Below are 16,074 nucleotides of genomic sequence, written 5' to 3'. Positions count from 1 at the left end.
TACCGTGCGCCGCCGCCTGCAACACAGCGGTGACCTCGCCAAGGCATTCCCGAGGGTGCACTTCGTCGGCATCGGCGGCACCGGCATGAGCGGCATCGCCGAGGTGATGTGCACGCTGGGCTACCAGGTTTCCGGCTCGGACAAGGCCGACAACGCCGTCACCCGCCGGCTGGCGAAGCTGGGCGTGACCGTGCATCGCGAGCACGCGCCCGGCAACGTGCTGGGGACCGATTGCGTCGTGGTTTCCAGCGCGATCAAGCCCGACAACCCGGAGCTGGCCGAGGCGCGCGCGCAGCGCATCCCGGTGGTGCCGCGCGCGGAAATGCTGGCCGAGCTCATGCGCTTCAAGCGCGGCATCGCGGTCGCCGGTACCCACGGCAAAACCACCACTACTTCGCTGGCGGCGAGCGTGCTGGCCGAGGGCGGCATCGACCCGACCTTCGTCATCGGCGGCCAGCTGCTTGCGGCCGGCGCGAACGCCAGGCTGGGCGGCGGCGAGTGGCTGGTGGCCGAGGCCGACGAGAGCGATGGCAGCTTCCTGCGGCTGAACCCGCAGATCGCCATCGTCACCAACATCGACGCCGACCATCTGGACAACTACGAAGGCGACTTCGCCAAGGTCCAGGCGGCATTCACCGAGTTCATGCATCGCCTGCCGTTCTACGGACTCGCAGTGCTCTGCATCGACGATCCGGAAGTCGCCGAGCTGGCCGACCGGACGCCCCGCCACGTCATGACCTACGGTTTCGATCCCAAGGCCGACGTGCGCGCGGAGGACGTGACCCAGCAGGGCGGACGCATGCAGTTCACCCTGCGCCTGCCCGACGACGCCAGCTGCCGCGTCACCCTTGCGCTTCCAGGCCGCCACAACGTGCAGAACGCGCTGGCCGCGGCCGCCGTGGGCTGGCAGCTCGGCGTCGAGCCGGAAGTGATTGCGCGCGCGCTGGAAGGTTTCGCCGGCATCGGTCGCCGCTTCAACCTGCTCTCGCAGACGCCGTTGCCGCGCGGCGGCATGGTGACGGTGGTCGACGATTACGGCCACCACCCCAAGGAGCTGGAGGCGGTGTTCGCGGCGGCCCGTGGCGGCTGGCCGGACAAGCGTGTCGTCGTCGCGTTCCAGCCGCACCGTTACAGCCGCACCCGCGACCTGTTCGATGATTTCGCCGGCGTGCTGTCGACCGTCGATGCGCTGGTGCTGACCGAGGTCTATGCCGCCGGTGAGGCGCCCATCGCCGGTGCCGACGCCAAGGCGCTCGCCCGCGCAATCCGTACCCGTGGCCGGGTCGATCCGGTGGTGGTCGGTGGCGCCGAGGAACTGCAATCCGTCCTCGCCGACGTGCTCGAGGACGGCGACCTGCTGCTGATGATGGGCGCCGGCGACATCGGACAGGCGGCGCAGCAGGTGGCGACACAAGGCTTCACTGCACGGGAGGGCGCCGAATGAGCACCATGCCGGGCCCCTGCAGGGTGAGCGATCCCGCCGTGTTCGGCCGCGTGGCCGTGCTGATGGGCGGCACCAGCGCCGAGCGCGAGGTGTCGCTCGCATCTGGCGGCAACGTGCTGGAAGCACTGCGCTCGCGCGACGTCGATGCCTTCGGGGTCGACGGTGTGCCCGCGCTCGTCGAGTTGATCGGCAAGGGCCGGGTCGACCGTGTGTTCAACATCCTCCACGGCGGTGACGGCGAGAACGGCGTATTGCAGGGCCTGCTGCAGGCGCTGGGCGTGCCCTATACCGGCCCCGGAGTTCTGGGTTCGGCGCTGACGCTGGACAAGATCCGCACCAAGCAGGTGTGGATGGCGGCCGGTCTGCCGACGCCGCGCTACGTACGTCTGCCCGGTGGTGACGACCGTGGTCCGGAGGACATCCGCAATGCGGCGCGTGAGCTCGGCCTGCCGGTATTCGTGAAGCCTTCCTGCGAGGGCTCCAGCGTGGCGGTCTCGCGCGTACTGACCGAAGCCGACCTCGACGACGCGGTGGAGGTTGCCACCAGCTATCCCGGCGAACTGCTGATGGAACAGATGGTGGTGGGCGATGAATTCACCGTCGCCATACTGGCCGACGGCACCACCCACCACACGTTGCCGTCGATCCGGATCGTGCCGGCGGGCGAGTGGTACGACTACAACGCCAAGTACGTTGCAGACGATAACCAGTATCTCTGCCCAGGGCTGGAGGGGCGTGCCGAGGACGAGATCCGCCGGCTGGCGCTGGCCGCCTTCGAAACGGCCGCATGCAGCGGCTGGGGCCGGGTCGACGTGATGCGCGATCGCACCAGCGGCGCCTTCCTGCTGCTGGAGATCAACACCGCCCCCGGCATGACCAGCCACTCGCTGGTGCCGAAGGCTGCGGCGCAGGTCGGCATCGGCTTCGAGGAGCTGTGCTGGCGGGTACTTGAAGGGACCACGGGGGAGGGCCTCACGCCGTGATGCCACTCCTGCGCCTGCTGGGTTGGTTGCTCGCGGTCGGGCTGGTCGTGCTGCCGGTCGTGGCCGTGCTCAACGGCTGGGTCGGCGCGAACCACTGGCCGCTGACCAAGCTGCGCGCGACCGGGCAGTTCGACCGTGTCGACGAGGCGCTGCTGCGCGAGACCCTGCTGCCGCACGCCCGTTCCGGCTTCTTCGCGATCCGGCTGGACGATGCGCAGGCCGCCGTCGCCCGCCTGCCCTGGGTCGAGAGTGCCGAAGTGCGCAAGCGCTGGCCGGACGTGCTGGAAGTGGTGGTGGTCGAGCACGTGCCGTTCGCACGCTGGGGTGAGGACCGGCTGCTGTCCGAACACGGGCGGCTGTTCCCGGCGCAGGGCATCGAAGTGCCGGAAGGGCTGCCGCTGCTCGACGGCCCCGATACCCGGACCGGTGAAGTCGTCGAGATCTACAACGAGGCCCGGTCCATGTTCCAGCCGATCGGCGTCGGCGTGCGCGCGGTGAAGCTGGACGCACGCGGCAGCTGGACGCTCGGCCTGGACAACGGCGCCGAGGTGGTGGTGGGACGCAGCGCCGCACGCGCACGCATGGGCCGCTTCGTCCGGCTGATGCCGCAACTGCTGGCGCAGCAGGTCCAGCGGCTGGTACGCGCCGACCTGCGCTACACCAATGGTTTCGCACTGAGCTGGGCCCCGCTCCCGGAGGCCCCGCCAGTGAACACGCAAGGACAGTCATGAATCGCAAGGGTGACAAATCGTTGATCGTCGGCCTCGACATCGGTACGTCGAAGGTGGTGGCACTGGTCGGCGAGTACACGGCCGAAGACAACCGCTCGGGCAACCCGATCGAGGTGATCGGCATCGGCTCGCACGAATCGCGCGGCCTGCGCCGCGGCGTGGTGGTGGATATAGAGTCCACGGTGCAGTCGATCCAGCGGGCGATCGAAGAGGCCGAACTGATGGCCGGCTGCGAGATCCGCTCGGTCTACGCCTCCATCTCCGGCAGCCACGTGCAGTGCCGGAACTCGCAGGGCATCGCACCGATCCGCGATGGCGAGGTCACCTTCGGCGACCTCGACCGGGTGCTGGAGGCGGCCAAGGCGGTCGCGATCCCGGCCGACCAGAAGATCCTGCATGCGATCCCGCGCGACTACGTGCTCGACGACTCGCAGGAAGGCATCCGCAACCCGGTCGGCATGAGCGGCGTGCGGCTGGAGGTGCACGCGCACCTGGTGGTCTGCGCGCAGTCGGCGGCGACCAACGTCAGCAAGTGCGTGCAGCGCTGCGGCCTGCAGGTGGACGATCTGATCCTGGGCGTGCTCGCTTCCAGCCACGCGGTGCTGACCTCCGACGAGCGCGAGCTCGGCGTGGTGCTGGTCGACATCGGCGCCGGCACCACCGACATCGCGGTGTTCGTCAATGGCGCGATCGCCCATTCGGCCAGCCTCGGCATCGCCGGCGACAAGGTCACCGAGGACATCGCGCACATGCTACGCACCCCCACGCCAGAGGCCGAGCAGATCAAGGTGCGCTACGCCTGCGCGCTGGCCCAGATGGCCACCGCCGAGGAAAGCATCCAGGTGCCGAGCGTCGGCGACCGGCCACCGCGGCGCATGCCGCGCGCATCGCTCGCGCAGGCGGTGCAGGCCCGCTACGAGGAGATCTTCGAGATGGTCCAGGCCGAGCTGCGGCGCAGCGGATTCGAGCAGCACGTGCGGGCGGGCATGGTCCTGACCGGCGGCGCCTCGAAGATGGAAGGCGTGGTCGAACTGGCCGAGGAAATGCTGCACATGCCGGTGCGGGTGGGTATCCCCCAGCACGTCACCGGCCTGGGCGAAGTGGTCGGCAACCCGGTGCACGCCACCGGTGTCGGCCTGCTGCTGATGGGCAGCCAGATCGAGAACCCGCGGCGCCCGGTGATCTCCACCGGCCGCGCGGGTTCGTTCTTCAACAAGCTCAAGAACTGGTACCGCGGGGAATTCTGATGGACCGCGCGGGACGGAAGGGGAAACAGCCCGGACGACGATGTCCGGGTGACGCATTGGGGGCGGCAACACGCGACACGCGACAAGACGGCAGCGACAAGCATCAACACAGCACCACATAACTAGACATCGAGGACACGGACATGGCGCATTTCGAACTGGTAGAGAGCATGGCCCCCAACGCGATCATCAAGGTGATCGGCGTCGGCGGCGGCGGCGGCAACGCCGTGGCACACATGGTCAGCGGCAACGTCGACGGGGTGGAGTTCATCACCGCGAACACGGACTCGCAGGCGATCAAGAACTGCGGCGCCAAGCTGCAGCTGCAACTGGGCAGCAACGTCACCAAGGGCCTGGGCGCGGGCGCGAACCCCGAGGTCGGCCGCCAGGCCGCGCTCGAGGACCGCGAGCGCCTGATGGATGCGATGGAGGGCGCCGACATGGTGTTCATCACCGCCGGCATGGGCGGCGGCACCGGGACCGGCGCGGCGCCGGTGGTGGCACAGCTGGCCAAGGAGATGGGCATCCTGACCGTGGCCGTGGTCACCAAGCCGTTTCCGTTCGAAGGCCGCCGGCGCATGCAGGTCGCGCTCAAGGGCATCGAGGAACTCAGCCACCACTGCGACTCGCTGATCACCATCCCCAACGAGAAGCTGATCACCGTACTGGGCCGCAACGCGACCATGATCCAGGCCTTCCGCGCCGCCAACGACGTGCTGCTCGGCGCCGTGCAGGGCATCGCCGACCTGATCGTGCGCCCGGGCCTGATCAACGTCGATTTCGCGGACGTGCGCACCGTGATGAGCGAGATGGGCCTGGCGATGATGGGTACCGGCTCGGCACGCGGCGATGACCGCGCCCAGGCCGCGGCGGAAGCGGCGATCCAGAACCCGCTGCTCGACGACGTCAACCTCTCCGGCGCCAATGGCATCCTGGTCAACATCACCGCTGGTCCGGACTTCACGATGGCCGAGTTCGACGAAGTCGGCCGCACCATCGAAGCCTTCGCCTCCGAGGACGCGACGGTCGTGCTCGGCACCGTGCTCGATCCGGACATGCAGGACGAGGTCAAGGTCACCGTGGTGGCCACCGGCCTCAACCGGGCGGCGGTGCGCAAGGGTGCGCCGAACGAGCAGGGCCAGCGCGCCCCGATCCAGCTGGTGCGCAACGCCACCACCGGCCAGCCCGAGTTCCCGATGGACGACGCCGTCGCCCCGTCGGCCCCGAGCTTCGGAGGCAGCCTGCGCGCCAGCGCGAGCACCGCCGCGGAAACGGCCGCACCGGCTGCGGCTGATTTCGGCAACGACAGCAGCTACCTGGACATCCCGGCGTTCCTGCGTCGCCAGGCCGACTGAGGCCCTCCCGACGCTGCGCCACCATGTCCCTTTTGCTCCCCGGCCCTTTCGGGGAGCACGTTTCGGCCGGTGCCTGCCCTCAGGGGCAGGCGGCCGGCCGGCTTTCACGATCCCTGCCGGTAGCGCCGGTGGATAATCGTTTTCCGTTCAGGTTCAGGTGCTTGCGTGGTAATCTTGCGCCGATTTTCCGATAGGCCTTTCAATAGCCCATGCTGCGCCAGCGCACATTGAAAAACGTCATCCGCGCCACCGGTGTGGGGCTGCACAGCGGCGAAAAGGTCTTCCTCACGATGCGGCCGGCCCCGGCCGATACCGGCATCGTGTTCCGACGCGTCGATCTGGATCCGGTCGTGGAGGTCGATGCGCGCGCCGATCTGGTCACCGAGACCACCCTGTGTACCGGCCTCAGTTGCGGCCCGGCCAAGGTGCAGACGGTCGAGCACCTGCTGTCGGCGCTGGCCGGCCTGGGCATCGACAACGCTTATATAGAACTGTCGGCGCCGGAAGTGCCGATCATGGACGGCTCCGCCGGTCCCTTCGTGTTCCTGCTGCAATCTGCGGGCATCGCCGAGCAGGAGGCACCCAAGCGGTTCATCCGCATCAAGCATCCTGTGGAAGTGCGCGACGGCGACAAGGTCGCCCGGTTCGAACCCTATGACGGTTACCGCCTGGGTTTCACCGTGCAGTTCGACCACCCGGCCTTCCCGGAGTCGCAGTCCCGGGCCGAGGTGGAGTTCTCCACCGCGAACTACATCAAGGAAGTCAGCCGGGCGCGCACCTTCGGGTTCATGCGTGACCTGGAATACATGCGCGAGCGCAACCTCGGCCTCGGCGGTTCGATGGACAATGCCATCGTCCTGGACGAGTTCCGCGTCCTCAACGAGGATGGCCTGCGCTATGCCGACGAGTTCGTGCGGCACAAGATCCTCGACGCCGTGGGCGACCTGTACCTCGCCGGCCACGCCATCATTGGCGCCTACGAGGGCTACAAATCCGGCCACGCCCTCAACAACAAGCTCGTGCGTGCGCTGATGGCGGAGCAGTCCGCCTGGGAGCTGGTGAGCTTCAGCGGCGACGAAGCCACGCCGGCGCCTGTCGGCTATCTTCCGGTGCCGGCTGCCTGAAAGCCCTTGGGGGGTGCCCCGCCGGGGCACAACCACATCATTGGCGTCAAAAACAGGCAGTGTGCGCCTCGTCACGGATGTGAATCCTCCGTGAGCTCGTAACGTTTTATTTACGAAATGCTTCCTGATTCTTAACAAACGGCCGCATGGTGCGTCTTAGGATGCCCCGTCGGTGATCACTCGGCCTTCACGCGGATAACGCGGAAGGGCATTCCAAGCGGTCACTTGGCGTCGCCGGATCCGGTCGTTCCAGAGGGTTTCAGTGATGCCAGCGCGGCTTCGAGGGCTTCCTTCGCAGCCGGCGACATGGTCACCGGTTTCCGCGGCGCCTCCCTTGGGGGCGCGATGGGATCCACGCTCGTCTTGATGACGAATTCGGCCACGACCAACCCGATGGACCGGGTGGCGTCGAGCAGTTCCGGGGCAAGCAGGCGCAACCTGGCCCGCCAGACCGGAGCGTCGACGACATACACGAGCCTGCCGCGCTCGTAGTTCGCCAGCCGCGCATGCGCGGCAAGCGGGAACGGCAGGAGGGGGCGTAACCGACGGTCCAGCTCGTCGAGCCAGAGGGCACGACGAATCGGGTCGCCAGCAGGCTCCGCCAGCAGCGCATCGAGCGCGGCGGTGGGGGCCGAAGGGCGGCGCGGCGGGTTGGACCTGAAATCAGACATCGTACACATGACCTATCAAGACATCGTAAACAATTCCCGGGGCAGGTTCGCTTCACTGCTGCACCGGATGCTCCAGAAGGGCGTGCAACGTCCGGGCATCGCCGCCAGCCTCCTGCTGGGCGCGGGTCTGGCGGCGGGCGCCGGCGGCGGCATCGTTGCCAACCTCTCGCTGCAGGCCAAGGTAGCCGAGCAGCAGGCCAGCATCGACGCCACCCGCGCCGACGCCCAGCGCGAAATCAACGCACTTGCCGCCCGGTTGGGCGAACTCCAGGCCGAAGCCAACCGGCTCAACGCCCTGGGCGAGCGGCTCACCCGGATCGGCCAGTTGCAGGACGGCGAGTTCGACTTCAACAAGCCGGTCGGCGTCGGTGGCGGCGGGCTGGTGGAAGACATGCCGCACGGGGAGCTCACCCGCGACATGTCCGAGCTCGATGCGCGGTTCAAAGCGTCCGGCGAGCAGCTCTCGGTACTCGAATCGCTGCTGTTCAACCGCCAGCTCGACATGAACTCGGTGCCTTCGCGCGAGCCGATCGACAGCTACATCACCTCGAACTTCGGCTACCGCGCCGATCCGTTCCGTGGTGGCCGGGCGATGCACAAGGGCATCGACTTCAAGGCCCGTACCGGCGATCCGGTGCTGGCGGTTGCCGACGGCGTGGTCAGCTATGCCGGCAGCCGCTCGGGCTACGGCAAGACCGTCGAGATCGACCACGGCAACGGCTTCGTAACCCGCTACGCGCACAACTCGCGGCTGACCCTGAAGGTCGGTTCGCTGGTCCGTGCCGGGCAGGAGATCGCCAAGGCCGGTTCGACCGGTCGCTCCACCGGTGCCCACGTGCACTTCGAGGTGTGGCAGGAAGGCAAGGTGGTCGACCCGCGCAAGTTCCTCGCCCAGCGCTCGCCGCTGTACGGTTGAGCCTGGAGTTGCCCGAAGGCCCGCGAATCGCGGGCCTTTTTCGTTTGTGGCGATCTGCCCCGTCGCTTCGTTTCCCGGCTCTTTGTCCCCCGGGGGGACTTCCTTCGGGGCGTAGGAGCGGCTTCAGCCGCGATCGGATGATCGTCTGCCCGCGCCGAGTCCCGATCGCGGCTGAAGCCGCTCCTACAACAGCCCGCATCCGACGCCGCCCCCCTTGATAGGCGCCTCCAGCCCCCCCACGCTACAATGAACGTTTCGCCACGACGGGGCGCCTGGCGCCCCGTTTTCGTTGGCGACCGATCTTCGGACCCTCTTTCGGACCGCACATGCTCAACAACCTGCTTACCCGTGTCTTCGGCAGCCGCAACGACCGCCTGCTGCGCCAGTTGCAACGCTCCGTCACCAGGATCAACGAGCTGGAACCGGAGATGGAGAAGCTCGGCGACGCCGAGTTGCAGGCCAAGACGCCGGAGCTGCAGCAGCGCCTGAAGGATGGCGCGACCCTCGACCAGATCCTGCCGGAGGCGTTCGCCGTCTGCCGCGAGGCCAGCCGCCGCGTGCTCGGCATGCGCCACTACGACGTGCAGCTGATCGGCGGCATGGTGCTGCACCTGGGCAAGATCGCCGAGATGCGCACCGGCGAGGGCAAGACCCTCGTCGCCACGCTCCCGGTCTACCTCAATGCGCTCGAGGGCAAGGGCGTCCACGTGATCACCGTGAACGACTACCTCGCCCGCCGCGACGCCGCCTGGATGGGCAAGCTGTACAACTGGCTGGGCCTGTCGGTCGGCGTGGTCTACCCGGGCATGCCGCACGGCGACAAGAAGGCCGCCTACGCCAGCGACATCACCTACGGCACCAACAACGAGTTCGGCTTCGACTACCTGCGCGACAACATGGCGCTGTCGAAGGAGGACCGCCACCAGCGCGGCCTGAACTACGCGATCGTCGACGAGGTCGACTCGATCCTGATCGACGAGGCGCGCACCCCGCTGATCATCTCGGGCCCGGCCGACGAATCGCCGGACCTGTACATCAAGGTCAACCGCATCGTGCCGTCGCTGACCCGCCAGCAGGTCGAGGATGGTGTCGGTGATTACTGGGTCGACGAGAAGGGCAAGCAGGTCCACCTCTCCGAGGCCGGCCAGGAGCACGCCGAGGAACTGTTGCGCAAGGCCGGCATCCTGCAGTCCGAGGACGACGACCTGTACGCCCCGCAGAACCTCAGCGTCGTGCACCATCTCAATGCCGCGCTGCGTGCCCACGCGATCTACCAGCGCGACGTCGACTACATCGTGCGCGACGGCGAGGTCATCATCGTCGACGAGTTCACCGGCCGCACCCTGGCGGGGCGGCGCTGGTCCGACGGTCTGCACCAGGCGGTCGAGGCCAAGGAAGGCGTGCCGGTCCAGCGCGAGAACCAGACGCTGGCCAGCATCACCTTCCAGAACCTGTTCCGCATGTACAACAAGCTGGCCGGCATGACCGGCACGGCGGACACCGAGGCGTTCGAGTTCCAGAGCATCTACTCGCTCGAGGTGGTGGTGATCCCGCCCAACCGTCCGGTGCAGCGCAAGGACCACCCGGACGCCGTGTTCCTCAACCGCGCCGGCAAATACCGCGCGGTGCTGGGCGAGATCAAGGAAGCGAACGAGAAGGGCCAGCCGGTGCTGGTCGGCACCACCTCGATCGAAGTGTCCGAGATGCTCAGCCAGCAGCTGACCGAAGCCGGCATCGCCCACGAGGTGCTGAACGCCAAGCAGCACGAGCGCGAGGCGACCATCATCGCGCAGGCCGGCCGTCCGGGGGCGATCACCATCGCCACCAACATGGCCGGCCGCGGTACCGACATCGTGCTGGGCGGTTCGTGGGAGAACGAGGTCGAGCAGCTCGAGGCGTCCACCGGCGAGCCGGTCGACGACGCCACCCGCGAGCGGTTGAAGGCCGAGTGGCGTGAGCGCCACGACGCGGTGAAGGCTGCCGGCGGCCTGCACATCGTCGGCACCGAGCGCCACGAGAGCCGCCGCATCGACAACCAGCTGCGCGGCCGTGCCGGCCGCCAGGGCGATCCGGGCTCCTCGCGCTTCTACCTGTCGCTGGAAGACAACCTGATGCGCATCTTCGCCGCCGACTGGGTGCAGAAGGTGATGGAGCGCATGGGCCTGAAGGAAGACGACATCATCGAGAGCCCGCTGGTCAGCAAGCAGATCGCCAACGCGCAGCGCAAGGTCGAGGCCCACAACTTCGACATCCGCAAGAACCTGCTGGACTTCGACGACGTCAACAATGACCAGCGCAAGGTGGTCTACGGCCAGCGCAACGAGCTGCTCGAGGCGGACGACGTCAAGGACAACATCGACGGCATCCGCGAGGACGTGGTGATGGAGACGGTGGCCCGCTTCGTGCCGCCGAACTCGATCGACGAGCAGTGGGACCTGCCTGGCCTGGAAACCGCGATGGCCTCCGATTTCGGGCTGCAGCTCGACCTGCAGGGCCTGGTCGCCGGGCGGCAGGAGATCGATGCCGAGGGCATCGCCGAGCACGTGGAGGCCGAGGTCCAACGCCACGTCGAGGCCCGCGAGCAGAACGTCGGCCCGGAGACCATGCGCACGCTCGAGAAGCACATCATGCTCAACGTGCTCGACCAGTCCTGGAAGGAGCACCTGGCCCAGATGGACTACCTGCGCCAGGGCATCCACCTGCGCGGCTACGCCCAGAAGCAGCCCAAGCAGGAGTACAAGAAGGAGGCCTTCGAACTGTTCAGCGGCATGCTCGACAAGGTCAAGCACCAGGTGGTGACGATGCTGGCGCGGGTGCGCATTCGCAGCGAGGAAGAGGTCGCCGCACTGGAAGCGCAGGAGCGCGCGCAGGCCGAGGCCCAGGCCCGGCAGATGCAGTTCCAGCATGCCAATGCTGGCGGCTACGGCGCCGACGAGGAAGCCGAACAGGCCCAGGCGGCCCAGGCGGCGCAGGCCGACAGGCAGGCGTTCGCGAACGTCGGCCGCAACGACCCGTGCCCGTGCGGCAGTGGCAAGAAGTACAAGCACTGCCACGGCCAGCTGGCCTGAGGAGCCCCGCGCCCCACCGATGAGTGACGAACCTCCGAGTCGCCCCGTCCACGTCGTCGCCGGAGTGATCCGCGACAACCGGGGGCGGGTGCTGCTGGCCCGCCGGACCGAGGGCCGTGACCTGGCCGGCCGCTGGGAATTCCCCGGCGGCAAGGTCGAGCCGGGGGAGTCGCCCGAGGCGGCACTGGCGCGCGAGCTGCATGAGGAGCTCGGTATTACCGTCGAGATTGGCGAGCCGCTGATCTCCGTGCCCCAGGACTACCCGGGCAAGCGCCTGCGGCTGGACGTGCGGGACATCCGGCATTGGCGCGGCCCCGCCCGTGGCCGCGAGAACCAGGCACTCGCCTGGGTGCCGATGCAGAAGCTGCCGAACTACTCGATGCCGCCGGCCGACGTGCCGGTGGTGGCGGCATTGCTGCAGCCCGACCGGTACCTGGTGACGCCCGCTCCCCGGCACGGCGAGGAAGACGCGTGGCTGGATGCTCTGGACCGAGCCTTGGCGGCAGGTGTGCGGCGGGTCCAGCTGCGCGCTGCAGGTGCAAATCCAACCGGTGGCGGAGACGGCCAAGTGGCGGCGGAAGCCCAACTCGGCAACTGGCGCAGCTTGGTGGAAGAAGCCGTGGACCGTTGTCGCCGTGCCGGCGCCGAGGTGTTGGTGAATGCCGACACGGAGCTTGCGAACGAGCACCGTATCGGCGTGCACCTGACCGCTTTACAGCTGGCGGGGCAGGGCGAGCGCCCAGTCCCGGCTGGGGTCCCCTTGGCCGCGTCCTGCCACAGCGTGCAAGAACTCCGAGCCGCGGAAGCCCTGGGCTGCGATTTCGCCGTGGTCGGCGCCATCCGCGAAACCCCGAGCCACCCCGGCCAGAATGGCATCGGCTGGGACGCCTTCGCCAGGATGCGCGAACACGTCTCGATCCCCCTCTACGCCATCGGCGGACTCACCCCCGAAGACATCCCCGCAGCCCGTCAACAAGGCGCCCAAGGCATCGCCGCCATCCGCGCCCTCTGGCCGGAGTGACTTCCGCCGGTCCCCGGGCCACCTGATGACCCCAGCCCGGTGAGACGCCTCCCCTGTAGGAGCGGCTTCAGCCGCGACCCAAACCCACATACCCGACGCAAGCCCGCCACCCCTGTAGGAGCGACGTAAGTCGCGACCCGCACCTTCTTCTCGATCTCGGGCGGTCGCGACTCACGTCGCTCCTACAACAGCTCAACGAGCCGTCAGCCAACCGCCATCTCCGCCAACACCCGCCACCGCCGATCCAACGCCGCCACGTGCGCATCCAGCGCCTCCAGCGGCCCATCATTGACCAGCACGTCATCCGCCACCGCCAGCCGCTCGGCCCTCGTCGCCTGTGCCGCGATCATCGACTCTGCCAGGGCCAGGTCCACGCCATCCCGGCGCATCAACCGCTCGCGCTGCACCGCCTCCGGTACATCCACCACCAGTATCCGGTCCAGCCACGGATAGGCGCTGCGCCCGCCGCCTTCGGCCAGTAGAGGGATCGCCGCGATCGCATAGGCTCCGCTGGCCGCCTCGCACTGCGCACGCAGCAAGGACCGGACCCGCGGATGGATGATCGCCTCAAGCGCGGACCGGGCTGCGGGATCAGCGAACACCCGCCGCCTCATCGCCGCGCGATCAAGCCCCCCGGTGGCATCCAGCGATTCCGCCCCGAAAACACGCACCAGCTCGGCCAGCCCTTCCGAGCCGGGCGCCACCGCCTGCCGTGCCGCAATATCGGCGTCGGCCACCAACACGCCCAACGCCTCGAACCGGCGCGTGACCTCGCTCTTCCCGGAGGCCACGCCGCCAGTCACGCCAATGATGTAATCACTCATGCCGCGCAGGATGCCACGCCCGGCCAACCCCGCGGCACCTACCACCTGTAGGAGCGACGTAAGTCGCGACCCATCGCCCCTGTAGGAGCGGCTTCAGCCGCGATCAGATGATTGTTCGCGCCCGCCAGGTCCCGATCGCGGCTGAAGCCGCTCCCACGCCCCGAAGGAAGTCCCCTTGGGGACAAAGAGCCCGAGTCGTCGCGAAGGGACCGGCCTCAGCCCAGCCCCGAGTACCGCATATAGCCACCGACGATCTGCTCACCCCAGAAAAAGGTGATCCAACCGGCGATCGCCAGGTAAGGCCCGAACGGAATCGGCGTAGCCCGGTCCCGCCCCTTCATCGCCAGCCACACCGAACCGATGATGGCCCCAACCAGCGACGAGAACAGGATCGTGGGCAGAATCCCCATCAGCCCCGTCCAGGCACCGATGGCCGCCAGCAGCTTGAAGTCGCCGTGGCCCATGCCTTCCTTGCCGGTGATCTGCTTGAACACCCACCAGACCACCCACAGGCTCAGATAGCCCACCACCGCGCCAATCAACGCTGGCTTCGCGGGCATGTACAGATTGTCGACGGCGGCGATCAACCCTAGCCACATCAGCGGCAGGGTCAGCTGATCCGGTAGCAGATGCGTGCGCAGGTCGATACCGGACAGCGAGATCAGGAACCCGGTGAACACCATCGCCCCGAAGCCCTGCCAGCCGAAGCCGAAGCGCCACACGCATGCCACCATCAACACCATGGTCAGCAGCTCGACCAGCGGGTACTGGGGCGAGATCGGCGCCTTGCAGTTACGGCACTTGCCGCGCAGCGCCAGCCAGCTGAAGACCGGGATGTTCTCGTACCACGACAGCTGGTGCTTGCAGTGCGGGCAGTGCGACCGCTCCACCACAATGCCGGGTGGAGGCGGATCGTAGGTGTCCGGCTCGCCCAGCACCTCCCGGCTGTCGCGCTGCCACTCCCACTCCAGCCGCTTGGGCAGGCGCAGGATGACCACGTTGAGGAAGCTGCCCAACAGGAGGCCGAAACCGGCCACCAGTGGATAGCCGATTTCGGGGTTCTGATCGAGGAATGCCATCCGCGGAGCTTAGCCGACCACCGCGCCGAGCTTGAAGATCGGCAGGTACATGGCAACGACCATACCGCCGACCACGACGCCCAGGAAGACCATGATCATCGGCTCGAGCAGGCTGGACAGCGAGTCGACTGCATTGTTGACTTCCTGCTCGTAGAACTCGGCCACCTTGAACAGCATGGTATCCAGCGCGCCGGCTTCTTCACCAATGGCCGTCATCTGTACCACCATGTGTGGGAAGAGGTTGGTCTGCTTCATTGCCATGTTCACCGGGTAGCCGACGGCGACGTCATCCCTGATTCGGAATACCGCCTTCTCGTAGACCGTGTTGCCTGTTGCCCCTGCGACCGTGTCCAGCGCCTCCACCAACGGGACGCCCGCTTTGAACGTCACCGCCAACGTGCGTGAAAAGCGCGCAATCGCTGAGTTGTGCATGATCTGCCCGATCACCGGCACCTTAAGGATCATCCGGTCGAAAAAGTGCTGGAACGCTGGTGAACGCTTGAACGCCATAACGATGGCGATTCCGGCGGCGACCAGACCGAACAGGATCAACCACCACCACGCGACCATGAAATCGCTGAGCGCGATGACCATCTTGGTGAAGGCCGGCAGTTCTGCACCGAAGCCGTTGAACACTTCTTCAAACGTCGGAACCACGAAGATCAGCAGAATGGCGCTAACAATTAGCGCCACCGCCACAACGGCTGCCGGATAGAACAGCGCCTTCTTGATCTTGCCTTTTAGTGCCTCGAGGTTCTCTTTGTATGTGGCAACGGTATCGAGCACTGTCTCCAGCACGCCAGCCGACTCACCCGCACGTACCAGATTGCGGTAAAGCTCGTCGAACTGGACGGGATGCTTACTGATCGCTTCGCTAAGCGACGATCCGCTCTCTACATCACTGCGGATGGCATTGACCAACTGCTGCATCTTCGGATTCTTGTTACCGCTTCCGATGATTTCGAGAGCCCCCACGATCGGGACGCCTGCCTTCATCATCGTGGCGATCTGCCGGCTGAAGATGGCGATGTCGAGCGGCGTAACGCGCTTGCCCGCACTGCCGAACAGCGGCTTCGGCTTGACCTTCACGATTTTCGGGGTGATGCCTTGCCGGCGAAGCTCGGCACGAACGAAGTTCGCGTTTTTCGCCGGCTGTTCGCCCTTCATCACGACACCGCGCTTGTCGGTGCCCTCCCAGACGTACATCGTCGCGGCCTCGGCACGGCGCACGGGAGTGGTCGGCTTGGCAGCGGATCGGGTAGCGGACATGTTTGAACCCCTAGATGTGATCTCTCAGTAGGTTGTTCATCCGGGGTGGTCCCGGAAGACTGGAGGTGCGAATCAGCCACCCCTCCAGGAGCCCCGGATGAACCTGCATAAACATGCCCGCCTTAGCCCTCGCGGTCGAGCCCTGCTCGTGGACCGCATCTTGATTCAGGGCCTGCGCGTGGAAGAAGCCGCACACGCCGCCGGCGTGAGCGTTCGAACAGCGTACAAGTGGCTGAAACGGTTCAAGGAAGAAGGTTCGGGCGGGTTAACCGATCGATCCTCGAGACCGCGGCACTGTCCCCACGCGACAGCGCCACGGATCGTGGATCAGGTGCTGGAGCA

At 67.1% G+C, this 16,074-nt stretch carries 14 protein-coding genes; 10 read left to right on the top strand and 4 right to left on the bottom strand.

All coding sequences use genetic code 11. The features are described 5' to 3' along the window. Positions 1-4: 4 nt before the first annotated feature. From murC to lpxC, 6 genes are all read left to right on the top strand, one after another. Positions 5-1,444 carry a UDP-N-acetylmuramate--L-alanine ligase gene (gene murC, locus B5D37_RS11695; RefSeq protein ID WP_078758984.1) on the top strand — a complete coding sequence of 480 codons (1,440 nt, stop codon included), beginning with the start codon at positions 5-7 and terminating at the stop codon, positions 1,442-1,444. Beyond that, on the top strand, positions 1,441-2,427 hold the full coding sequence (locus B5D37_RS11690; RefSeq protein WP_078758921.1) for a D-alanine--D-alanine ligase: 987 nt from the start codon (positions 1,441-1,443) through the stop codon (positions 2,425-2,427). Before murC ends, B5D37_RS11690 begins: the two co-directional genes overlap by 4 nt. Beyond that, a complete protein-coding gene (locus B5D37_RS11685; protein ID WP_143814295.1) occupies positions 2,424-3,158 on the top strand; it encodes a cell division protein FtsQ/DivIB in 735 nt (244 codons plus the stop codon). Before B5D37_RS11690 ends, B5D37_RS11685 begins: the two co-directional genes overlap by 4 nt. Further along, complete coding sequence (gene ftsA, locus B5D37_RS11680; protein ID WP_078758919.1) at positions 3,155-4,405, top strand: cell division protein FtsA; 1,251 nt, start codon at positions 3,155-3,157, stop codon at positions 4,403-4,405. The genes B5D37_RS11685 and ftsA overlap by 4 nt, the downstream gene beginning before the upstream one ends. A 143-nt stretch (positions 4,406-4,548) precedes the next feature. After that, entirely contained in the window at positions 4,549-5,760 is a 1,212-nt protein-coding gene (ftsZ, locus tag B5D37_RS11675; protein WP_078758918.1) for a cell division protein FtsZ, read from the top strand. 209 nt (positions 5,761-5,969) lie between these two features. Further along, entirely contained in the window at positions 5,970-6,884 is a 915-nt protein-coding gene (lpxC, locus tag B5D37_RS11670; protein ID WP_078758917.1) for a UDP-3-O-acyl-N-acetylglucosamine deacetylase, read from the top strand. A 221-nt stretch (positions 6,885-7,105) separates the two neighbouring features. Here the strand turns inward: lpxC and B5D37_RS11665 are convergent, their stop codons facing one another. Continuing rightward, positions 7,106-7,555: a DciA family protein gene (locus B5D37_RS11665; protein ID WP_143814294.1), complete on the bottom strand. Its 450-nt coding sequence runs from the start codon at positions 7,553-7,555 to the stop codon at positions 7,106-7,108. Positions 7,556-7,562: 7 nt separating this feature from the next. Here B5D37_RS11665 and B5D37_RS11660 point away from each other — a divergent pair, with 7 nt between their 5' ends. The 3 genes from B5D37_RS11660 to B5D37_RS11650 all read left to right on the top strand — a co-directional run bounded on the left by B5D37_RS11660 (position 7,563) and on the right by B5D37_RS11650 (position 12,560). After that, positions 7,563-8,471 (top strand): M23 family metallopeptidase, encoded by a 909-nt coding sequence (locus B5D37_RS11660; RefSeq protein WP_078758915.1) that lies wholly within the window; start codon positions 7,563-7,565, stop codon positions 8,469-8,471. 326 nt (positions 8,472-8,797) lie between these two features. Beyond that, the gene (gene secA, locus B5D37_RS11655) at positions 8,798-11,539 is read left to right on the top strand and encodes a preprotein translocase subunit SecA (protein WP_078758914.1); all 2,742 of its coding nucleotides are present in this window, start codon (positions 8,798-8,800) and stop codon (positions 11,537-11,539) included. 19 nt (positions 11,540-11,558) lie between these two features. Beyond that, on the top strand, positions 11,559-12,560 hold the full coding sequence (locus tag B5D37_RS11650) for a Nudix family hydrolase (protein WP_078758913.1): 1,002 nt from the start codon (positions 11,559-11,561) through the stop codon (positions 12,558-12,560). Positions 12,561-12,763: 203 nt separating this feature from the next. On the opposite strand, the gene coaE is transcribed toward B5D37_RS11650, so the two are convergent. The 3 genes from coaE to B5D37_RS11635 all read right to left on the bottom strand — a co-directional run bounded on the left by coaE (position 12,764) and on the right by B5D37_RS11635 (position 15,732). Beyond that, complete coding sequence (coaE, locus tag B5D37_RS11645; protein WP_078758912.1) at positions 12,764-13,384, bottom strand: dephospho-CoA kinase; 621 nt, start codon at positions 13,382-13,384, stop codon at positions 12,764-12,766. A 215-nt stretch (positions 13,385-13,599) separates the two neighbouring features. Further along, positions 13,600-14,463, bottom strand: a complete 864-nt coding sequence (locus B5D37_RS11640) for a prepilin peptidase (protein ID WP_078758911.1) — start codon at positions 14,461-14,463, stop codon at positions 13,600-13,602. A gap of 9 nt (positions 14,464-14,472) precedes the next feature. Beyond that, on the bottom strand, positions 14,473-15,732 hold the full coding sequence (locus B5D37_RS11635) for a type II secretion system F family protein (protein WP_078758910.1): 1,260 nt from the start codon (positions 15,730-15,732) through the stop codon (positions 14,473-14,475). 97 nt (positions 15,733-15,829) lie between these two features. On the opposite strand from B5D37_RS11635, the gene B5D37_RS11630 reads away from it, so the two are divergent. Continuing rightward, positions 15,830-16,074 (top strand): leucine zipper domain-containing protein (locus B5D37_RS11630; RefSeq protein WP_143814141.1); only part of this gene is annotated, 245 nt, incomplete at its 3' end.

Origin of the sequence: Lysobacter spongiicola DSM 21749 (genome assembly GCF_900167055.1) — a bacterium.
Classification (GTDB): domain Bacteria; phylum Pseudomonadota; class Gammaproteobacteria; order Xanthomonadales; family Xanthomonadaceae; genus Novilysobacter; species Novilysobacter spongiicola.
The sequence above is the reverse complement of the archived record's forward strand: the minus strand, read 5'-3'. Positions and strand labels throughout refer to the sequence as shown.

What these genes read in the sequence shown, in the direction of transcription:
- ftsZ (WP_078758918.1), top strand. Translation starts at nt 4,549, where the DNA reads ATGGCGCATTTCGAACTGGTAGAGAGCATGGCCCCCAACGCGATCATC.
- lpxC (WP_078758917.1), top strand. Translation starts at nt 5,970, where the DNA reads ATGCTGCGCCAGCGCACATTGAAAAACGTCATCCGCGCCACCGGTGTG.
- B5D37_RS11640 (WP_078758911.1), bottom strand. Translation starts at nt 14,463, where the DNA reads ATGGCATTCCTCGATCAGAACCCCGAAATCGGCTATCCACTGGTGGCC.
- coaE (WP_078758912.1), bottom strand. Translation starts at nt 13,384, where the DNA reads ATGAGTGATTACATCATTGGCGTGACTGGCGGCGTGGCCTCCGGGAAG.
- B5D37_RS11650 (WP_078758913.1), top strand. Translation starts at nt 11,559, where the DNA reads ATGAGTGACGAACCTCCGAGTCGCCCCGTCCACGTCGTCGCCGGAGTG.
- B5D37_RS11665 (WP_143814294.1), bottom strand. Translation starts at nt 7,555, where the DNA reads ATGTCTGATTTCAGGTCCAACCCGCCGCGCCGCCCTTCGGCCCCCACC.
- ftsA (WP_078758919.1), top strand. Translation starts at nt 3,155, where the DNA reads ATGAATCGCAAGGGTGACAAATCGTTGATCGTCGGCCTCGACATCGGT.
- secA (WP_078758914.1), top strand. Translation starts at nt 8,798, where the DNA reads ATGCTCAACAACCTGCTTACCCGTGTCTTCGGCAGCCGCAACGACCGC.
- B5D37_RS11635 (WP_078758910.1), bottom strand. Translation starts at nt 15,732, where the DNA reads ATGTCCGCTACCCGATCCGCTGCCAAGCCGACCACTCCCGTGCGCCGT.
- B5D37_RS11660 (WP_078758915.1), top strand. Translation starts at nt 7,563, where the DNA reads ATGACCTATCAAGACATCGTAAACAATTCCCGGGGCAGGTTCGCTTCA.
- B5D37_RS11690 (WP_078758921.1), top strand. Translation starts at nt 1,441, where the DNA reads ATGAGCACCATGCCGGGCCCCTGCAGGGTGAGCGATCCCGCCGTGTTC.